Source organism: Paenibacillus sp. J2R1T-4, assembly GCF_059692235.1.
The window spans coordinates 182,969-203,306 of sequence record NZ_JCAUBA010000013.1; the positions used below are offsets into that span (position 1 = coordinate 182,969).

Annotated in this window: 14 protein-coding genes; 10 read left to right on the forward strand and 4 right to left on the reverse strand. The window is 47.4% G+C overall.

Annotated elements, in window-relative coordinates; genetic code table 11:
- Window positions 1–17 precede the first annotated feature (17 nt).
- The 4 genes from AC58QD_RS21365 (at window position 18) to AC58QD_RS21380 (ending at window position 7,223) form a co-directional block, all read left to right on the forward strand.
- A complete protein-coding gene (locus AC58QD_RS21365) occupies window positions 18–242 on the forward strand; it encodes a hypothetical protein (protein ID WP_497337031.1) in 225 nt (74 codons plus the stop codon).
- Window positions 243–402: 160 nt separating this feature from the next.
- On the forward strand, window positions 403–2,961 hold the full coding sequence (locus AC58QD_RS21370) for a winged helix-turn-helix domain-containing protein (protein ID WP_497337032.1): 2,559 nt from the start codon (window positions 403–405) through the stop codon (window positions 2,959–2,961).
- 139 nt (window positions 2,962–3,100) lie between these two features.
- Window positions 3,101–5,518, forward strand: coding sequence for a hemoblobin-interacting domain-containing protein (locus AC58QD_RS21375; protein ID WP_497337033.1), 2,418 nt, complete (start codon window positions 3,101–3,103; stop codon window positions 5,516–5,518).
- A gap of 1 nt (window position 5,519) precedes the next feature.
- The gene (locus AC58QD_RS21380; RefSeq protein WP_497337034.1) at window positions 5,520–7,223 is read left to right on the forward strand and encodes an S-layer homology domain-containing protein; all 1,704 of its coding nucleotides are present in this window, start codon (window positions 5,520–5,522) and stop codon (window positions 7,221–7,223) included.
- A 636-nt stretch (window positions 7,224–7,859) separates the two neighbouring features.
- Here the strand turns inward: AC58QD_RS21380 and AC58QD_RS21385 are convergent.
- From AC58QD_RS21385 to AC58QD_RS21400, 4 genes are all read right to left on the reverse strand, one after another.
- Entirely contained in the window at window positions 7,860–8,072 is a 213-nt protein-coding gene (locus AC58QD_RS21385; protein WP_497337035.1) for a hypothetical protein, read from the reverse strand.
- On the reverse strand, window positions 8,069–8,953 hold the full coding sequence (locus tag AC58QD_RS21390; RefSeq protein WP_497337036.1) for a carbohydrate ABC transporter permease: 885 nt from the start codon (window positions 8,951–8,953) through the stop codon (window positions 8,069–8,071). Before AC58QD_RS21390 ends, AC58QD_RS21385 begins: the two co-directional genes overlap by 4 nt.
- Before the next feature lie 13 nt (window positions 8,954–8,966).
- The gene (locus AC58QD_RS21395; RefSeq protein WP_497337037.1) at window positions 8,967–9,863 is read right to left on the reverse strand and encodes an ABC transporter permease; all 897 of its coding nucleotides are present in this window, start codon (window positions 9,861–9,863) and stop codon (window positions 8,967–8,969) included.
- 116 nt (window positions 9,864–9,979) lie between these two features.
- Window positions 9,980–11,656: an extracellular solute-binding protein gene (locus AC58QD_RS21400; RefSeq protein WP_497337038.1), complete on the reverse strand. Its 1,677-nt coding sequence runs from the start codon at window positions 11,654–11,656 to the stop codon at window positions 9,980–9,982.
- A gap of 257 nt (window positions 11,657–11,913) precedes the next feature.
- On the opposite strand from AC58QD_RS21400, the gene AC58QD_RS21405 reads away from it, so the two are divergent.
- The 6 genes from AC58QD_RS21405 (at window position 11,914) to speD (ending at window position 19,660) form a co-directional block, all read left to right on the forward strand.
- Window positions 11,914–14,190 carry a helix-turn-helix domain-containing protein gene (locus AC58QD_RS21405; protein ID WP_497337039.1) on the forward strand — a complete coding sequence of 759 codons (2,277 nt, stop codon included), beginning with the start codon at window positions 11,914–11,916 and terminating at the stop codon, window positions 14,188–14,190.
- A gap of 66 nt (window positions 14,191–14,256) precedes the next feature.
- A complete protein-coding gene (locus AC58QD_RS21410) occupies window positions 14,257–16,395 on the forward strand; it encodes a hypothetical protein (protein ID WP_497337040.1) in 2,139 nt (712 codons plus the stop codon).
- Between the two features lie 129 nt (window positions 16,396–16,524).
- Window positions 16,525–17,445 carry an orotidine-5'-phosphate decarboxylase gene (gene pyrF / locus AC58QD_RS21415; RefSeq protein WP_497337041.1) on the forward strand — a complete coding sequence of 307 codons (921 nt, stop codon included), beginning with the start codon at window positions 16,525–16,527 and terminating at the stop codon, window positions 17,443–17,445.
- Between the two features lie 39 nt (window positions 17,446–17,484).
- On the forward strand, window positions 17,485–18,057 hold the full coding sequence (locus tag AC58QD_RS21420) for a beta-class carbonic anhydrase (protein WP_497337042.1): 573 nt from the start codon (window positions 17,485–17,487) through the stop codon (window positions 18,055–18,057).
- A gap of 129 nt (window positions 18,058–18,186) precedes the next feature.
- The gene (locus AC58QD_RS21425) at window positions 18,187–18,585 is read left to right on the forward strand and encodes a hypothetical protein (RefSeq protein ID WP_497337043.1); all 399 of its coding nucleotides are present in this window, start codon (window positions 18,187–18,189) and stop codon (window positions 18,583–18,585) included.
- A 259-nt stretch (window positions 18,586–18,844) separates the two neighbouring features.
- A complete protein-coding gene (speD, locus tag AC58QD_RS21430; protein ID WP_497337044.1) occupies window positions 18,845–19,660 on the forward strand; it encodes an adenosylmethionine decarboxylase in 816 nt (271 codons plus the stop codon).
- Window positions 19,661–20,338 lie beyond the last annotated feature (678 nt).

A 20,338-nucleotide genomic window follows, 5' to 3' on the forward strand; every position in this document is an offset into this window, starting at 1 on the left:
GATGTATTGGTCAGCAATTGGTCAGACCGGAGCGATTCCCGAATCTTCATGCCGTTGTCGCCTCTGGCGTGTATACCGGAGCGAATGAGATCGACAATAATGATATTCCTAAGCACAAGAAAGAACAGTTGGGCTCGATCTATTCGAACCCGCTGTTCTTTCTTGTTATGGAACCACATATCCGCAAAACTAGGTCAGTAGAACTATTTATCGTGCTTACACAAATCATCCTTTATTCCTAATGTCGTTGAAAGAGGGGGACTATTCGCCCGAGATTGATCGAATTATGGAACAAAGAGGTAACTGCCAGTATAATGAAAGAATGAGTTGCTAAAGCCGATAATTCTATATAAATAAAGTTGGTTTCCACCTATCGCATCATGATTTACGGAGGGATTTCCATTGCTTGTAAGTACCAAACTTCATATCCCCCATGTACGTAACCTTTTGGTATCCCGTCCGAGGTTGATGCGTAAGCTTAATGAGGGAATGGAAGCCAAGTTGACGTTTGTTTCCGCACAGGCCGGTTACGGGAAAACAACAGCGTTAAGCGAATGGGTGAAACAATGTAATAGCCTTGTGGCGTGGGTTTCATTAGAAAAGCAGGATAATGATTGGATTCAGTTCTGGAATTACGTCACAGCTTCCATCCAGGAGATAGTTCCCGGGTTTGGCATAGCGGTCTCTTCTCTCCTAGAGAAAGGGCCTTCGGTGTCTGCGGAGACTACGATCATAGCGCTCTTGAACGAGTTAGATCGATTAGCTAATGAACTGGTTATCATTCTCGACGATTTTCAGTTCATTGAGCTTGCTGATATTCACCAATCTTTGAGCTATCTGATTGAGCATCTGCCTCCCCATATCCATCTATATATTGCAAGTCGTACGGAATTGGCGATACCTACTATCAGGCTTCTGGCAAAAGGTGAATTACATCGAATCGACATGCAGGATTTGAGGTTTCAACTGGATGAGGGGCTCGACTTCTTCCGGGATACAACGGATTTATTGCTATCGAAGGAGCAGGTGACTGAGCTGTTCCATCAGACAGAAGGCTGGATCAGTGGGCTGCAGCTGGCGGCGATCTCTCTGAAGCGCAGCAATAATATAGCACAGTCCATTCATCAATTCAGCGGCCACCAACATCATATCTCTGATTATTTACTGGAAGAAGTGTTTCGTCTTCAATCGGAGTCCACGCGCGACTTTTTATTGAAGACGTCCATCTTAACCCGAATGAACCGCTCTTTATGCGAGGCTGTAACGGGTCTTATGAACGGTCAAGAGCAATTGGAAAAGCTGGAGCAGTTGAACTTGTTTATCATCTCATTGGACGATCAGAGGAACTGGTACAGGTATCATCAATTGCTATCTGATTTTCTGCAGCGCATCTTGTTCCGAAACGACCCGGACCAATGGGGACAAGCCCATATCAGCGCGGCGCATTGGTTGGAGAAGCATGGGTTGGATGAAGAGGCAGTGGAGCATTATTTAGAAGGGAAACAGTTCGCGGATGCTGTCCGGTTGATCGAGAAAAACCTTCATACTTTAATTCAATTGAAAAGTGTTTCCTTGATCAGATGGGTGTCCGCCTTGCCGGAAAATTCCCTTGCAGAGAAACCTATGATCGAACTGTTTTATATATCCGTTTTGCTCGGAGTCGGACATTGGGAGACGGCATTCAACCGAGTGGAGCAAGCCAAAGTCCGGTTTCAATCGCTGCAGGGGAGAATACCCAATGCGGAGTGGAGCAGGGTGATGGGCAATATTTACTTTTTCAGTGCGATCACCTCTTATCTGCAAAAAGATCTAGATCGAACATCGGATGACCTCGAGTGGGTAGAACGATATATGCCGGAAGGCAGCTTCTTTCAAACGATGGGGCGTAACCGATATCAAGGTTATGATTCGTTCGACGATCATTTGGCGTTCATCAACGATCTTCATGCAGCGGAAGCATTCTTATTGAAATGGATTACCACTTGGGAACATAAACAAGATTATCCTTTCTTCGGTCTATTATGCGCTTCTTATAGCAAACTACTATACGAGTGGAATCGGCTGGAAGAGGCGGAGTTGTATATCAGTCGGGTACTAGGACGCAAGGACATGAAGCCCTTTGCGCGTATTCTGATTCATACGGCCATTAGCGCTTCGCGGATTCAGCAAGCCAAAGGCAATCCGAATCAGGCCTTAGAGCTGCTCACACAGTTGAAATCGCAGATTGACTCCCCCGATCATGAATTATTTGTGTTGAAGATCGAGGCCGAGCAAGCTAACCTTGCTCTTCAGCAAGGCACTCCCCAGTATGCTCTGGATTGGCTGCAAAGGTGCGGTCTGGCGCATACGGATGAGGTTTCATTGAATCGTATGGCCGAGCATCTAACTTTGGCCAGAGTTCTTGTCGAGTGTGAACGAACCGAAGATGCGTCGTACCTCTTGGAACGATTATATGTTGTATTACACGAGGAAGATCGTCTTCGCGATCGAATCAAAGTATTGATTATACAAAGTATAAATCTCCAGCGGGCGGGTCAATCAGAGGCCGCTCTCGTGAAGCTGGAGACGGCTCTGCACTTGGCGGAACCAGAGGAGTACATTCGCAGCTTCATAGACGAAGGCCCGGTGATGGCGGAGATGCTATCCTCTTATTTGAAGGTACAGCGAAGCAGCAACTCAAGAAGTACACACCCGGTTTCTTTGGCCTATGTGAAGCAGTTGCTTCAAGCTTTACATGTCACGTCGGAAGAGGAACGATCACTTAAAGAAACCCTAACGGAGCAAGAAGTGAGAATATTACTATTAATAGGCAATGGATTGTCGAACAAAGAAATGGCTCATCACCTGAACATCACGAGCGAAACCGTAAAGTCGCATATCAAAAATATGTATAGGAAGCTTGGCGTGAACAATCGAGTACAAGCGCTGCAGCTTGTCCAACAACTAGAAACACTTACATAGAGCTTATCCCCCATATTATTGTATGGCTATCCCCCGAACGGGGGATTTTTTTATGTTCCTAATAGGCTTACAGTAGGAAAGGTGTGACAAAAGTTGCGAAGTAGAGTGGAAAAATTCAAGTGGAGAAGGAGAAATAGAAATGAGAAAGATTCAGAAAAAAGGTATGGCAATCTTCCTGATCATGTTGATGGTGCTGGGAGGTGTGACGGGAGTGCTTGTGCCAGGAGGAAGCAAGGCGTATGCAGTGTCGGGCCTTGTCCTTACGGATTCCAATATCACAAGTGTTCAAACCACGGCCGATCATCGAACCGTTACTGTGACTACGAATGTATCTTTGGTTGTTCAGGCTGGAGTAAGCGTAACGGATGCTGTATATGTGAAAAGAACGGGTTCCAATGAATTTGTCAGCGTTGCGGCTGATTCCGCTGTAAATACGGGTTCTGCTGTGCTGACAGCTAACGCTGGCAATAATCAAACCGTGTTCACTCTTAATTTGGATAGCCCATTAATAGGAACCGGTAATCAGATTCAAATTCAAGGTGCCTATTTTGAATCGTCGGGAACACCGGGTTCGTATATGGGCAACGCTACAACGCAACCACTGGACCTTCAGTCCCCTGAATATGTAGGATCTACATCTTTTAATGGAAGCAATGTGTATTTAAATTTTAATGAGAACATTTCATTGAATACAAGCAATCAGGATACTGCCGCTTATTTGAGAAGCCAAATGAGTATTGCGACGGATGGAATCAACTTTATATCCCTTCCGCAACTTATGTTTGTAGCACAAAATCCCAATTCGAATTCGATTCGGTTATCCATGGATAACGATATGAAGGTCATTCTAGGCACGAGCACGCTTATTAGAATCGCGAGCGGCACGTTGAAGGATGCAGCGGGTAATCTCAATGCGGAGATGACTTTACACGTAACCCCTCCAGTTATTCAAAGCTCAGCAATTAGTGATGAGAACCATACGGTAACGATTACCTTTCACGAGGATGTTCTAGCCAATACAGTAGACATAAAAAATAATATTTATTTAATAAAGGATGATTGGAATTCGTTGCTCAGCGACGATACGGTATCCATTGAATCAGGGAAGCTTGTCATCCGTTTTGGACTGCCCCTCTCGGGACCTAATAATCAAATTGTCATTGACGGTGGCACCCTTAAGGACAGTTATGGGAACGTTTCGTTCGATAGTGCTGTAACCGCTATGATACCAGCTAACGCTGGAGGGGGCGATGGTACAGCGCCTAAATTCATAGAGTCTTATATCGCCAATCATAATCAGGATATCGTATTTGTTTTTGATGAGAAGATAGAGAATAATAGGACCGATGAATCGACATTAAAAGCTTCCATATATCGTTATATACCTAATTTGGGGTGGGGGAATGGTATTCCCGATTCTTATAATTCGACTCTGACATTCTCAGAGAATAAACTGATTCTTCATTTTGCAGCGCCATTGACTGGATCAGACCATTATTTTCAATTTCCAAATGGATCTATTAAAGATCGATCCGGGAACGTTCTCAATGCTAGTTTTAGGACTAATTGGTTCAGCCCCGTTCAATCATTGTCACTTAACAACGGAAGATTTTTAAATAATGGTCGTTGGTTAAACCTATCATTCAACGCTGAATTAGCAGACAATACGCTGGTCGCTGGAACATCTCATTTGAAAGAAAAGATTACGATATCCACGGATCAAGGTGCAACCTTCTCAGCCTTGGGCGCACAGGATGTCTTGTCCATTCAAGGGGACAAAGTAGTCGTATTATTCCAGGAGGCGAAGAAGAATCCAACATATGTAATTAAGATTGAAGCGAACGCATTAAGAGATGTACACAACAATGTGGGGAACACAGCGATTAATCAACTTTATGCATACAACACGCCTGATTTGACGGGATTTTTCTTCAGTAATGCAGCAAGTGAATTCGTATTCGAAGACGATGCTGCATGGCGCAGCAAAGTAAGAGATGTCATCGTAGATGATTATTGGAATGAAACTCGCAGAGTATTGAATGCCTCGGAATATACACTAACGGAAGGCAAGCTTACGGTTAACCAAGGGATTTTTCAAGAAGGTTTAAATTATGAAATTTCAATCGATGCGGATGGTTATAGTAGTAAATTTATTGATGGCGAAGCAATTAATTCATCGAAATTGTTTTATATGACAGAGCCAGCCCTCAGCACACAAGGCGGACTTCTAGCAACGGTAAATGTGCTCAATAACTTGGATGATTACAGTTATTACAGGAATGAGACTTATGGAACGCAATCGGTTGTATTCGTGTTAATGAATGGAACGACAGCAGTCAGCATTGTAGCTTCCAGATTGAAATTAAACACAGGAGCCTATTCGGCCAATTTCAATGTGACAGACGCTGCTACAGCTGATTATAGCGTACATGTATATGTGGTAAGTCAATTTAACAATGATGCCACTCATGTTGGTTTGAATCTGGCTACACAACTGCCGCAAGCTGAATTCGATCTGAAGTTGATTGAACAACAATTCAGGGGTGAAATAGAATAATATGATCATTAAAATGAAACTTCAAAAAGGTCTGATCTTATCTCTCATGCTGATCATAGGGCTAATTCCACTCCCTGCATTGGCCAGCAATTCAGTTACAGTGAACGCGATATCACCCATTCACCCTGGTGATTCCGTGACCCTAGCAGGATCGTCTACTTATTCTGAGGTTATTGTTAAAGTGCTTCGTCCTAGCAACAGCGTAGCCTTCTATACGATTGCGAAAGTGACGGATGGACAGTATTCAAGTTCGTTCACCCTAGCGAGCAGCGAAGCTGCAGGTACGTACAAGGTCGTTGCTGGACAAGCGAGTACGGTTGCCGTCCAGGATCTTATCGTCGAGGCTATTACGCCGCCAAATCCAGCCAGCAGCAACGCAGACTTGAGTGGACTGGCGCTATCGAGCGGAACGCTGGCGTTCAACACTGGAACATTAGACTACACCGTTGATGTAGCCAACAGCGTATCCAGCCTGATCGTAACGGCCAGTGTGAGCGACAGGAACGCTACTATGACCGTGAACGGAATAGCGGTAGCTAGCGGGCAACCGAGTAGTGCAACCAGCTTGATTGTCGGCAGCAACGCCATCTCGATTGTCGTGACTGCTCAAAATGGCACAAGTAAGAAAACGTATACCGTGAACGTGAACCGAGCACAGGCAACGAGCGGCAACACAGACAATAGCAGTGGCAGTGGTGGGTCAATGCCACCAACAACTAGCATCGTCACAAGCACGGATGGCAAGTTAACGCTTCCTGTAGGCAGGACAGGGGAGGTTAAATTAGAAAATGCGGTCACCATCTCTATTCCGGTAGGCGCTATAGATCAAGAACTGAAGTTAACGATCGAAAAACTGATGGACACTCAAAAGCTCTTAACGAATAAAGAGGTTCTAGCCAGCCCGATCTATGAGATTCTGAAAAACTTCTCGGAGAACTTCAGCAAACCTGTAACGCTGACTTTATCCTTTGACCCCGCGATCATGAAGAATGGTCAACGGCCAGCTATATTCTATTATGACGAAGCGAAGAAGGAATGGGTAGAAGTCACTGGTGGGAAGGTTAATGTGGATCGAATCACCGTGGACGTAAACCACTTTACGAAATTCGCGGTATTTGCTGTAGGTCAACCAACAACTGTTCCAACACCAGAGACGAAACCGACGATTAACTTTAGTGATATTTCTGGGCACTGGGCTGAGGCCAACATCAAGCAAGCGGTAAGCAGCGGAATTGTTACGGGCTATTCCGACGGAACTTTTAAACCGAATCATACCGTGACACGTGCGGAATTTGCTGTGATGCTGATGAATACGTTGAAGCTGCAGGGCGAAGGGGCGGCACTGACCTTCACGGATGCAGCGAAGATCGGAGCTTGGGCGCAGAAGGCGGTGGCGCAGGCAGTACAAGCAGGCATCATTAATGGCTACGAGGATGGCAGCTTCCGTCCGGATGCTGAGATTACACGCGCGGAGATGGCAGCGATGCTCGCCAATGCTCTAGGTGAATCTAGCGCAGCGAATGTCGCAACCGGCTTCGCCGATGACGAGGTTATTCCGGAGTGGGCCAAAGGTGCAGTAGCAGCGGTTAAGAAGCTGGGCATTGTTGAAGGTCAAGCGGCTAACGTATTTGCTCCTATTGCCCAAACAACAAGAGCAGAAGCTGTAACCGTTATGCTGAAGATGTTGACGCACATGAGCAAGTAAACGATCTGTTTCATTATCAGGGTTATCCCGCAAGCTGTAGAGTATACGGCTTACGAGATAACCCTGTTTTATATCGCTCCAACCACACAATAACCTATACTAGCATGGCTATCGATCTCCACGGGACCTAAGTAGTAACAGTTGATTAACTTAATCACCAAGGTTCTACCAATGAACTCCGGTCCTTTAGCGAACGAAAGTAGATGTCGAAGATTTATACACAGACAGGCTATTTCTGCGAGTTTTCAAGTTTAGATGTATAAAATTTCGACATCTAAGTCCCATTTCGGCGAGTTTTGAACTAATTGGGGGGTGTTTTGAGCTGTTTTAGGGTTTAGATGTATAATTCTTCGACATCTGAGTCATGAAATGGCCTATTTTTGTGGTTAGATGTCGAAATGGTCGACATCTAACCACAAAATTGAGCGAGAGAGGACGGGAGATGGAGTAGATTGCAATGTTGGTTGAAAATAGGTTTGGTGAAATAATAGTTGGTTGAAACTGGTTGAAACTGGTTGAAACTGGTTGAAACTGGTTGAAACTGGTTGAAACTGGTTCAAACTGGTTGCAACGTTGATTGAACGTGTTTGCGTGAAAAGCTAGTTGGTTAAAATACTGGTTGCAATGTTGGTTGCACTATTGGTTGCAATACTGCAGGGTTGTAGACTTGTCGCAAATGTTGATCGCAATGCTTGTTCGTCGCAATGCTTGCTGATAACAATACTTGTTGGTTGCAATGCTTGCCGTTGCAACGCTAGTAATTGCAAAATGCTGGTTGGCTGCATCCAACCAACCAGCCAACATTGCAACGCTCTCGCACTTACGTACGAAGCCTTTCGTAATCATCAACCCTTAACACTGCCCAAGATAATCCCTTTCATGAAAAACCGCTGCAGAAACGGATAAACGAGCAAGATAGGGAGCGCTCCGAGGAAAATTTGCGCGGCCCGAAAGGTCTTGTTCGAGATTTGCTTCAGCAGATCGTCGTTCGTGAGCGACTGCACGGCAAGATCCTGCATGATAACGACAGATTGCAGATAGCTCTGCAGCGGGTATTTGTCCGGCGAGTTCATGTAGATGATGCCATCGAACCAAGCGTTCCAATGCCCTACCATCGAGAACAGTGTCAGCGTGGCAAGGGCGGGCAGGGAGAGCGGTACGAACAGCTTCCAGAGCACCGTGAAGTGGCCAGCGCCGTCTATGAAAGCGGACTCCTCCAATTCCTTCGGCAAGCCGCGGAAGAAGTTCAGCAGTAGCACAACACTGAATACCGGCACCGCATTGGGAATAATCAACGCCCAAATCGTATTCAGCAGTCCGGTCTTTTGAATTACCATATAAGTCGGGATCAATCCGCCTCCGAAGAGAATCGTAATGAAGAAGATCCAGACGTAGACGGTTCTCAGCCGCAGTGCCTTGGTTTCTTTGGACAACGGGTACGCCGTTAAGATGATCATCAGCATGTTCACAAGCGTGCCCAGGCCAACGCGTTTCACGGAAATCATCAGAGCCTGCATGAATTCCTTCTTCTCCAGCACGTATTGGTAGGCGCTTGTATTGAACCCGATCGGCCACAGCTTGACTTGGCCCGCTCCCGCCGCGGTGCTGTTGCTGAGCGAGACGGCCAGCACGTGGACGAGAGGCAGAATGCAAACAAGCGAAAGCGCCGCTAACAGCACATAATTGATGATGACAAACAACCTTCTGCCTATAGAAGGGTTCTCTACCATGGTAAGTCCCTCCTTAGAATATCCGGTAGTTGGCGAAGCGGTAGGCAAGCCAGTAAGAGATCGTAATCAAGAACAAGGAAATGACGGATTTGAACAACCCGACCGCGGTAGCGAGGCTGTATTGGGACTGCTGCAGACCCATCCGGTACACCATGGTGTCAATAATGTCCCCCGTCTCATAGACCTGCGGACTGTACAAGATGAACACCTGCTCGAAGCCGGCGTTCAGAATGCTGCCCATGCTGAGCGTAGCGAGCAGCACGATGATAGGGCGCATGCCCGGCAGTGTAATGTGCCAGGTTTGGCGCAGGCGCCCCGCCCCGTCGACGACGGCCGCCTCATAGAGAGTCGGGTCGATGCTCGTCAGAGCGGCGAGATAGACGATGGTGCTGAAGCCGAATTCTTTCCATTCATTCGAGAAGACGAGCACGTAGCGGAACCAGCTGTTGTCGCCGAGGAAATAGATCGATTCGATACCGAACCAGCCTAACATCTGATTCACGATTCCGTTAGCTGGGGACAGAATATCGATCAGAATGCCTCCTACAATGACCCACGATAAGAAATGGGGGAGGTAGACAAGCGTCTGCACGCTCCGTTGGAACCATTTCTTCGTGATTTCGTTCAGCAGCAGTGCCGTGACGATGGGCATGATCAGTCCCGCAATAATCTTCATGACGGCGATAATCAAGGTGTTCCAGAAGACGACTGCCGTATCGGGCAAGGCGAACAAATAAGTGAAGTTATCGAATCCGACCCAATCGGATTTCAAGATGCCTAATGTCGGCATGTAATTTTCGAAGGCCATTAAGATTCCGATCATCGGACCGTAATGATACACAATCATGATGAACAATCCTGGAATCAGCATGAGATGAAGCGGCAGCTCGGGCTTCCATTTTTTCAGCATAGTTCAGTCCTCCGGGTTCAGCATATCTAGCACAAGTTACATGTGAAAAAGAAAAAGGGGGAGCCGGGCCTGATTCTATCCGATCCCATCTGATCCCCCTCCGATAACCTCCAGCCTTACTTGCTCTTGTACCACTCATTCACTTCTTTGGTAATGTCTTCGCCGCCGAGCTTTTTCCAATCGCTTACGAACTGGTCGAACGTGTCGAGGGATGCGCCCAATATGATTTTGGTAAACGTCTCTAATTCCATCTTCTTCAGGTTAGCTTCTTTCTGAACCATGGCCGGCGTCGGAATCGTGATGAATAAATCAGGCTTGAACTGGTTGTTCTTCACATAGTTATTGACGATTTCTCCGGACCCGCCCAATCCGCTTCTGGCATTGTTGTACCAATGCTCTACCTCTCCGTTCTTGAACTTCTGGATGTTCTGATACACTTCTCGCTCCTCCGGTGTAAGCTTAGCCAGATCGGCCGCTGTCGCAGGTTTATCGCTTTTCAGAAGCGGCTCCAAATGTGTGGAGATTTGGGCATTCTTGAACGTCTTGTAGATTTTGATAGGTGCGTTCATCCAATTGGATACTTTGGAATCGAGGTCGTAATTGTACTGCTTGTAAATGTCATCGGACGTATTCTCATAGAAAAATTTCAGCCACAGCTCGGTGATCTTGAGAACGGCTTCCGGACGCGTGGCGCCTTTCTTGACGACCCAGATGCCGTTGTTGAACAAATTGAGCGGATGCTGCAAGAGCGCAGGACTGCTGTCAATGGAAGGAACAGGGTATGGGATCCATACCGTCTTGGGAGTCTGCGCGGATAAAGGCGCATTCGCGCTGCCGATCGAGCCGAACAGCATCCCGATCTTGCCGCTGCCGAAGCTTTCGTACACCTTAGGACCATCCTTGACGCCGAATTCCCGATCGAATTGGCCGTTCTTGAACATTTCCTGCATTTTGCCAAGGGCGGTCTTCATTTCCGGTTGGATGCTGCTGTAGGCGAGCTTGCCGTCCTTGTCCTTGATCCAAATTCCCTTATAGGCATGGAATCCGTTCAAGAATCCGTTGATATTGCTCAGATCCTTATCAAGCGCGAGCCCGAAGGTGTCGGCTTTCCCGTTGCCGTCTGGATCTTTGGTTGTAAACGCTTCCGAAATGGCTAACAAATCGCTCATCGATTTAGGTGCAGGCAAATTAACTTTTTTCAGCCAGTCCTCTCGAATCCATAACACGGGTACCGATTCTTTGGCAACGCCCGTGAACGGAATGCCCATCAGCTTGCCGTTAACTGTGGCGGCCTCCAGCGGCTCAGAGCCTGCATCCTTAATGACTTGCTTGACGAGGTCAGGCGCATACTGCTCATACACCTTCGTCAAATCTTCGACCATGCCGGCCTTCACCAATTGGGCGAACTGCTTCGTATTGGCGAGGAAGAAGTCCGGGATGTCACCGGAGGCGATCATCAGGTTCGTCTTCTGCTCCAGTTCCGCCGACGGGACTTCCCACAGCGTCGTCAGCTTGATCCCGAGTTTGTCTTTCAAGTAGCGGGTCCACGGGTTGTTGTTCATGTCGTCTCCCGCTCCATACTTGGCCACGCCGTAGGTGAAGTTCACTGTCTTAAGCTCGACCATCGGATCGAATTTGTCCGGCATTCCTTTCGAAGCCGCTGGCGGCTCGGACGCTTTGGCAGTCGCGTTCGGCGTTGCCGTGCTCGTTGTTGTTCCTGACCCCGATGTACATCCGGCTAACGCAAACGTCATGGCTAAGCTCAGTAACAATCCAGTTTTGACTTGCTTCATCGATAAGCACACTCCCTTTTTTTATGAAATATGGTATATACGATTGCGGTTTCATCATGCCATGATTGCCAATAATCGGTACAGCTGTAGTTCCCGATGTTATGCACCTTTTTGGCAATCCAGCTAAAGATGAATAGGAAGAGGAAAATTGAATATTGATCTTATTACGGAATGTGCTACGATCAAAATGTCTGAGAATTACAGCGTAAGCTCCATTCTACTTTATCCCGTGGACTTCTGAGGAGGAGAGACCGAAAATGCGCGCCAGACTTCCCTTACCTTTTAAGAAAAATTCGTTGCTGATTAAACTGTTAGCCGCTTTTTGCGCAGTCATTCTCTTGCTCGTCTCTTTTAATTTAATCGCTTACAAGTTCTTCAGCAACAGGATGCAGCAAGAAATTATTCGATACAACAATCAAAACCTGAGAAACACAGTTGAGAGGTACGAGAATCATCTCCAGATTATTCAGGGTGCGGTGACGCGGCTCTTCTTCAATCAGAAGGTGCTGCTGCTGAATGAGCTCGGGAATGCGGAGCAGTTCGATCCCGTCAATCTGGTCGCGGAGGAAATTCGGGACATTCTTCGCAACGATCAGTTGTACCTCAATAACGTCGTGATTTTATTCGATAAGAACGGCTTCGTGGTAGAGAAGAACGGGCCTAGCGAGTTGAATCAAATGTTCAGCTCCTATTATGTCAGCTCGGATTACACTCCAGCATTCTGGCGCGACCAGCTTCAGCATACGTACAGGTCCAAGGTGTTTCCTCAAGCTGCATTTGAGCTGCCCCAAGCGAATTCAAGCGGCAATTTCATTCCAATCGTGTTCAAAAATAAAGTAAACCCCGACTTCTACATTGCGGTTTTGCTGGATGCCAAGCAGATCTTCAAAGCGTTCCACAATTCCGTGAACAACCGGTTCTACATCTCGGATGCTTCCGGCAGTGTACTGTTCAATTCCGACAAAACTATAATCGAGCCGGATCTGCTCGCGCAGTTGAAGGGCGGCACCAACCTGCTCCAGCTGAATGACAACTACTATTTCTATTATAAAAGCGATACAAGCGGACTTACCTATATCAATGTGATCCCCAATACGAAGATTGCCGAGGGCATCACGAAGCTGAATTTGGTGCTGATCTTGCTTCTGCTCGGAGCTATCCTGATTAGCATAGGCGTATCGGTTGTGGTCAGCTTCAAGTTCAACAGTCCCATCCAGAAAATTATTTCCAGCATTCGGCACACGACTCCAAACGGCTTCTTGCATAGTAAAATCGAGGAATACAACGTTCTGCACGATATGATCAACCAGATGGTGAAGACGAATCGGGACATTAAGCAAGACCTGAACCAGAAAAATTCCGAGTTGAAGCATCTGGGCTACATGAACAAGCTAAAGGACATTTATACGAGCTCTAACGGCCTTATAGGCACGAACAAACCTTTCTACTTTGTGCTGTTCCATCTGACGATGACGCCGCAATTCTCGGATCTGTCCAGCGCGGAGCAGGCTAAGGCGGTCTACTTCCTGAAGGAATTCATTCATATCTCTCTCGAGGACATGTTCGGTGATACCGTTACCCTCCAAGTGGAGAAAAATCAAGTCCTGTCCCTGCTGTTCATGGAAGAGGAGAACGCAACTCTGATTCAGAATCTGCAGCGATTCAAGCTGCTGTTCGACAGCGACAAAGCGCATTGCTACTGGACGATCGCGGTACAACCGGAGCTCTATGGCTTCGACGAGTTCGGAGAGGTCTACAAGCGGACCAACGAGATGGTCAGGCAGCGCGAGCTGAACGGGGAGACGCAGATTATTACCCAATGGAAGCCACAAAATGAGTTCATCTGGTTCCTGCCGTCCCAGGAGCAGGAGTTCGTAGCCAACCTGCAGGCAGGCCAAGGGGAGAGTGTCATCGCTCTGGTCACCAAGGTGCTGCTGCGGATGCAGAAGAAAGAAGCATGGTCTGGACAATATCTCGATTTCGCATGTGAGGTTGTGGACAAAACTGTCAGGACATTGGCGGCGCTCAACTTGGATATTCGTCCGCTATGCGGCGACAACTCGCCTCGCCGGACGATGGAGGGCTTTACCGATATCGAGCAATACATCCGATTCTTTGAGCATTTTTTGACCGATGTCGTACAGGACATCAATCAAAAACGCGAGGATCGGGATTGGATTGTCGACTTCCTGCAGGATTACGTCCAACATCACTATAGTGAGGATCTATCGCTCGATCTCGTAGCCGATAAGCTGAATTTGTCATCTGGTTACGTGTCCAAATATTACAAGGAAAAGACTGGCGTCAACTTCTCCGACTTCCTGAATGAGTTCCGCATTCAGAAGGCGAAGGAGCTGCTGCAGCAATCGGACTATAGAATCCAGGATATTGCCGGTCAGGTTGGGTACTTCAATGTCAATTCGTTCATCCGCATGTTCCGTAAAGTGACCGGGATGCCCCCAGGAGAGTACAGGAGAATGCACACACTTCCCGACAGCGAGCCTTATGGGCCCTCCATCCAGCAAGATGCTTAATGGCCGGTTTCATCGCACCAAACTATATAGATTCATACCTGGGAATGGAAAGGGAGGAAGACAAGGATGGAGCAGCGTTACGCATTTCGCAAGCGGTTGGAGAGTGTGCACAAACCGGGCCGTCGAAGCGCGGGAGCCGTACCGGAGGCGAATGAAGTGCAGATTGACGAAAGCTGGCACATCGTGTTCGCACAGGATGAAGATCCCGCGATCGTGCATGTTGCCAAGGATCTGCAGGATTATTTGTTTGTGAGCATGGGGGTATCTGTTCGGCTTCAGCTTACGAGTGATTTGGAGAAAGCCGCGGAGGAAACGATGAACGGCATCATCCTGACGACTAAGGAAGCGCTTCCCGAATGGGGAGCTTCACTCTCGGAACCCCGCAGCTACCGTATCACCGCGATGCCTAACCGAATAGTGGTATGCGGTTTCGATGCTAGAGGCGTCGGGCAGGGAAGCTTCTTCCTGGAGGACCTGATGAATCTGCGAGAGGCCCCATTCCTCGCGGTCCAGGATACGACGCGCAAGCCGATTTTCTCTCCAAGAATGAGTCATTCCGGTTATGGGCTCGATCAATATCCCAACGCCCACCTGAATGCGATGGCGCATGCCGGAATCGATGCGATTCTAGTATTCGTCGAGGATGTGGATAAGAGTCCGGATGGGTACCAGGACTTCAATAATCTGGTAGACCGGGCCGATCTGCATGGTCTTGACGTCTACATGTACAGTTATCTGAAGAGCCGCAAGCATCCCGACGAGCCGGATGCGGAAGAATATTACGACGGTACGTACGGAAAGATATTCAAGGCGTGTCCGAGATTCAAAGGCGTTATCTTCGTCGGCGAATCCTGTGAGTTCCCGAGTAAAGACCCGAACACGACCGGTGTGCTTCGATTGGACTGGCCTGCGGACAAGCCGCAGACTAAGCCGAGTCCGGGCTGGTGGCCCTGCACCGATTATCCGCAATGGCTGAACATGCTGAAGAAGGTTATCCGCAAGCATAATACAGATGCTGATATTGTGTTCTGGACATATAACTGGGGTTGGGCGCCAGAGGAAGAACGGCTGAGATTAGTCCGTTCTATGCCGGAGGACATTACGCTGCAAGTTACCTTCGAGATGTTCGAGCAATTGAAGCATGAGCACGTTACTCATGTATGCGTCGATTACACGGCTTCCTTCGAAGGGCCGGGCCGCTATTTCAGCAGCGAAGCAGCAGCCGCTCATGAGCGAGGCTTGAAGCTGTACACGATGTGCAACACCGGGGGATTAACTTGGGATATCGGGGTCATTCCTTATCAGCCGATTCCGTACCAATGGGCGAGGAGGCATCAGGCGCTGATCAAGGCAAGGGAGGATTGGGGACTGTCGGGTCTGATGGAATCGCATCATTTTGGGTGGACGCCATCCTTCGTGAGTGAATTAACCAAATGGACGTACTGGCAGCCAAGTCCGCCTATCGAGAGCATTTATTCCGCTGTTGCGGCCCGGGATTTCAGCGCCGAAGCGGTTCCGCATGTTCTGCAGGCTTGGCAGCATTGGAGCGATGCGAGCCGGCACTACATACCAACGAATGAAGACCAGTATGGCCCGTTCCGGGTCGGCCCGTCCTATCCGATGGTTTTCCGCAAAGGAGTGAAAATGCCAGCATCCTGGCACGCGATGTTCGGCAACGAAATCGTGAACACGAGCTACGCCCCTGCGGAGAGTGCCCGCCAATCGCTAGGCAACGCGCGATTTGATGTAGAGATCCGCAGCCTGGAGCGGATGGCTGAGCTCTGGCGTGAAGGCAATCGCAGTCTGGAAGCGGCGATCGCGCTCACGCCAGAACGCAAGCATACTGATGCTGCGTTTCTATTGGGCATGAACGAATTTATCGTGACTGCTGTGCAGACTACAATTCATATGAAGAAGTGGTGGCTGCTTAAGCAGCGCCTGTTCAACGAGCCTAACCCTGAGCAGGCGAACCGGATCCTGGATGAGCTTGCCGCATTAGCAGAGTTGGAAATCGCGAATGCGCAATCAGCCATCCCGCTTGTAGAGCAGGATTCGAGGCTGGGTTGGGAGCCTAGCATGGATTACATGACAGATAAGGAGCATCTGTTATGGAAGATTGCCCAAGTGAGGACTGTTCTGGACAGTGAAATGTCGGATTACCGCAAGGCGCTCTCCCTGACAGAAGCAAGTCCGGTCATTTTTTAAAATGCTGGGATTGAATCAAGACAATAACCCACCTCAGGCAGCAAGCCATGGGGTGGTTTTTTTGTTGATCTCTTATATGAACCTAAACTATACTGGACAATGGATCAAATAACCAAGAGGAGAACTATAATGCTGAATTTTGCTGATGTGTTGATAGAGGAAGGCAGGAAGAAGAATAGTGTATTGGTTGTAGGGTTAGACCCTGATGTCAGCTTATTTCCTCATTTTTTAATGAAAAATATAGACTCCTCTTCTAGTGAAAGTATTGCGGATGCCATTTACGAGTTTAATAAAATCACTATAGATACAGTCGCTGATCATGTGATCGCTGTCAAACCCCAACTTGCTTATTACGAGGTGTATGGGAGTTGCGGCATCCAGGCATTGGAACAAACAATCCGTTATGCGCGGTCAAAAGGATTAATTGTCATTAACGACGCCAAAAGAGGGGATATTGGCTCAACTTCAACCGCATATGCTCATGCTTTTTTGGGAAATGGACCCATTTCGGGTGATATGGTCACCGTTAATCCCTTTTTAGGCAGTGATGGATATATGCCTTTTATTGAAGTGGCAATGGAGAATAAGAAGGGGATATTCTTGTTATTGAAGACATCCAACCCTTCGTCATACGAAATACAAGACCTTAAGTTGGAGAATGGACAATTACTGTACTTCAGATTGGCGGAGCAAATTGAAAAGTTAGCCCATGAGACCATTGGAATCCACAATTACTCCTTTATTGGCGCAGTTGTTGGAGCTACTTACCCCGAGGAAGCGAAGAAAATACGAGAAACGCTGCCTCATTCGATATTCCTTGTTCCCGGGTTTGGGATTCAGGGAGGAAAGGCAGAGGACTTACGTGTATTTTTTGATGACAATGGCAATGGCGCAATCGTATCCTCCTCGAGGGGGATCCTTTACTCTTATAGGAACGAACAAGAGGATGGGAACAAAATAACCGAAACGGATATGCGCAGATCTATATTAGAGGCAGCGGTAAAAGCAAAGGAACAGATCAATGCGGTCAGGTTCGATAAGGTGGATTAGTTAAATTCAATCAAGCGGCAGATGAAAGGAGCAACAATCGTGTCTACAATCAGTGAATTGATGGAGTATAACGAGCAATTCGTGGAGAACCGGAGATATGAGAAATATTTGACTGACAAGTATCCGGATAAAAAAATGGTCATTCTGACCTGCATGGATACCCGGTTGGTTCAACTGCTTCCCAAAGCGCTTAATTTGCGGAACGGCGATGCCAAAATTATCAAGAATGCAGGTGCGATTCTGACGCAGCCTTTTGGGAGCGCCATGCGCAGCATTCTGATCGCGATTCACGAGATGGGGGCCTGCGAGGTACTCGTTGTGGGTCACCATGGCTGCGGGATGACTCAGTTGGACGCACACTCCTTGGTGGAGAAGTTCAAAGCCAACGGAATTTCCGAGGTGGTGCTGGAGACGCTGGAAAATTCGGGAATACGTATGGAGCGGTTCCTTAAGGGCTTCGACAAAGTCGAGGATGGTGTCATGCACAGCATCGATATGATTCGCCGACACCCGCTCGTTCCCAAGACGATTCCGGTACACGGCTTCATAATGGATCCGGAGACCGGAAGGCTGGAGCTGATCATGGACGGGTATGAAGCTTTGCAATCATAAAGGTAACTCTGTGGGATGCGATGAGGGGCACTGTTAAGCGACCGTCTTATCTTTTAGCCAATCCCAGGACAAGTGTGATATTCTTAAGCTATGAACAACTACTTCTTATTAACAGGGGGTTAACCGACCATGGGCGAGAAGAAAATGATCAAGAAATTGAACAAGAAAGTCGATGCGCTAACGGAACAGCTGGAGCATATGCAGGAGATGATCGCGAATCTGACGGCCCTGGTAAGTAACACCAACGGTATCAAGAAAGAAACGGCGGGCCAGGAAGCGGTTGAAACAACGCAAGAGGAGCTGACTGAGACACGGGAAGAGTCCCTGGAGTCACAGCAAGAGCATGAGCCTGAGTCAGAGTCAGAGGCTGCTGACGAGACGACTGCGGAGCTTGCTGAACTGCAGCAAGAGCCTGATGAAGCATCACAGCAGGATTCTGACACGAAGCAAGATGAGGGTAACACTGCTGCAAGCGACTCTGCGGGTGAATCGGAAGAGCAGGAAAGTGAAGAAAAGAAGGACAAGTAGATCCGGGGAACAATTGCTTGGCAACGTATATAAGATCATACATCTAATCGCTAACCGCTTGCCTGGAATGGGCTTGAAGGAAGGCGATTTTTATTTTGCAGGCTAGAAATTCCAAATCGGTTAGGGATTTAGCCTGTTTGGGCATACTTGCATGTGAATGAAAATGTTTCTATCCCTCATCAAATTGGTTAAAAGAAAAGGTGGATGAATTGTCTATACAGGATATGGAAATAGTAGGTTTAGAACGGGAGGTTGGAGTATGAAACTAACGCCGGAGCAAAGCATCACGTTACATGGCTTTAATAATTTGACGAAGTCACTGAGCTTCAATTTCTATGACATTTGTTTCACCAAAACGAGAGCCGAGAGGGAAGCGTACATCCAGTATATCGATGAGCAGTATAATGCGGAGAGATTGACTGCGATACTGCGTAGTGTGGCGGAGATCATCGGTGCGAATGTATTAAATGTGGCCAAGCAAGACTATGATCCTCAAGGAGCCAGTGTGACTATGCTGGTATCGGAAGGTCCAGTTGCAGAGGTTACGACGGAATCGTTGGAGGAATCGCCAGGTCCACTTCCAGAAACGGTGCTCATGCATCTGGATAAAAGTCATATAACGGTCCATACCTATCCTGAGTATCATCCGGATGAAGGGATTAGCACGTTCCGGGCAGACATTGATGTATCCACATGCGGGGAAATTTCTCCGCTCAAAGCGTTGAACTATCTGATTCGTTCCTTTGATACGGATATTATGACGATGGACTACCGAGTGCGGGGCTTCACACGCGATATTAGCGGCCATAAGCTATTTATCGACCATGAGATTAGCTCCATCCAGAATTATATCCCTGATGACATCTCCGATTTGTATCACATGATCGATGTGAATGTGTACCAGGAAAATATTTTCCATACCAAATGTAAGCTGAGGGAATTCGATCTGAACAATTATTTGTTCGGGTATACCAAAGATAAACTGAGCGCGGAGGAACAGGCGGATATAACTGAAAGCGTTAAATGGGAAATGGACGAGATCTTTTACGGGAAAAATATTACTATGGTTAATTAAAGTAGAGTTCTGTTCTGCTGAAAAGTAAGTGGAGCCTGTTTCCTCATTGAGAGGATGCAGGCTCTCAGGTTAAGGGATATAGGTGTGTTCGTGAATCTCTTTTAACTGCAAAAGCTGCAGTTAATTTTCCGAGATCGGAGCCTTTTGAGAGAGATTATTCTCTTTAATGGAGGAATTGTCGATCCGCAAAATTATTATTTGGAAAATTGCCATGGTATCGTCTTCTCAGACGTATATTTTCCCCAAGGTTATAGCAATCAAGTGCATGCGAATTATAACGGCACCCATTCAACCGATATTTGTGAGAATAATAGGTGGAGCGGAAGTGGTAAAGCAGGAAGCTTCCTCACTCAAATAACCGCTTTATGGTGCAAGGAGCAGTGCATGCATTCCTTGAGTTGAACACCGAATTTAGCATTGTTGTGAATATGCCGGATGGCTGTACAGCTACTATTCCTGTACAAGATTTCTCTGTCAGAGCGGATGGTTTTTAACAGGGGAGAAGTGATAGATTATTCCTGCAGATTCGATGAGATTGAGCCGTTGTCTCGGGAATCGAAGTTATGCATATGATAAGGAAAGGGCAGGTCAATGCAAGCATTCGTCTGTCCTAACTTCAGTTGAATTAATCAATATAAATCCTTTACAGAATTAAGCATAGGACGCTGAAAAGATTAT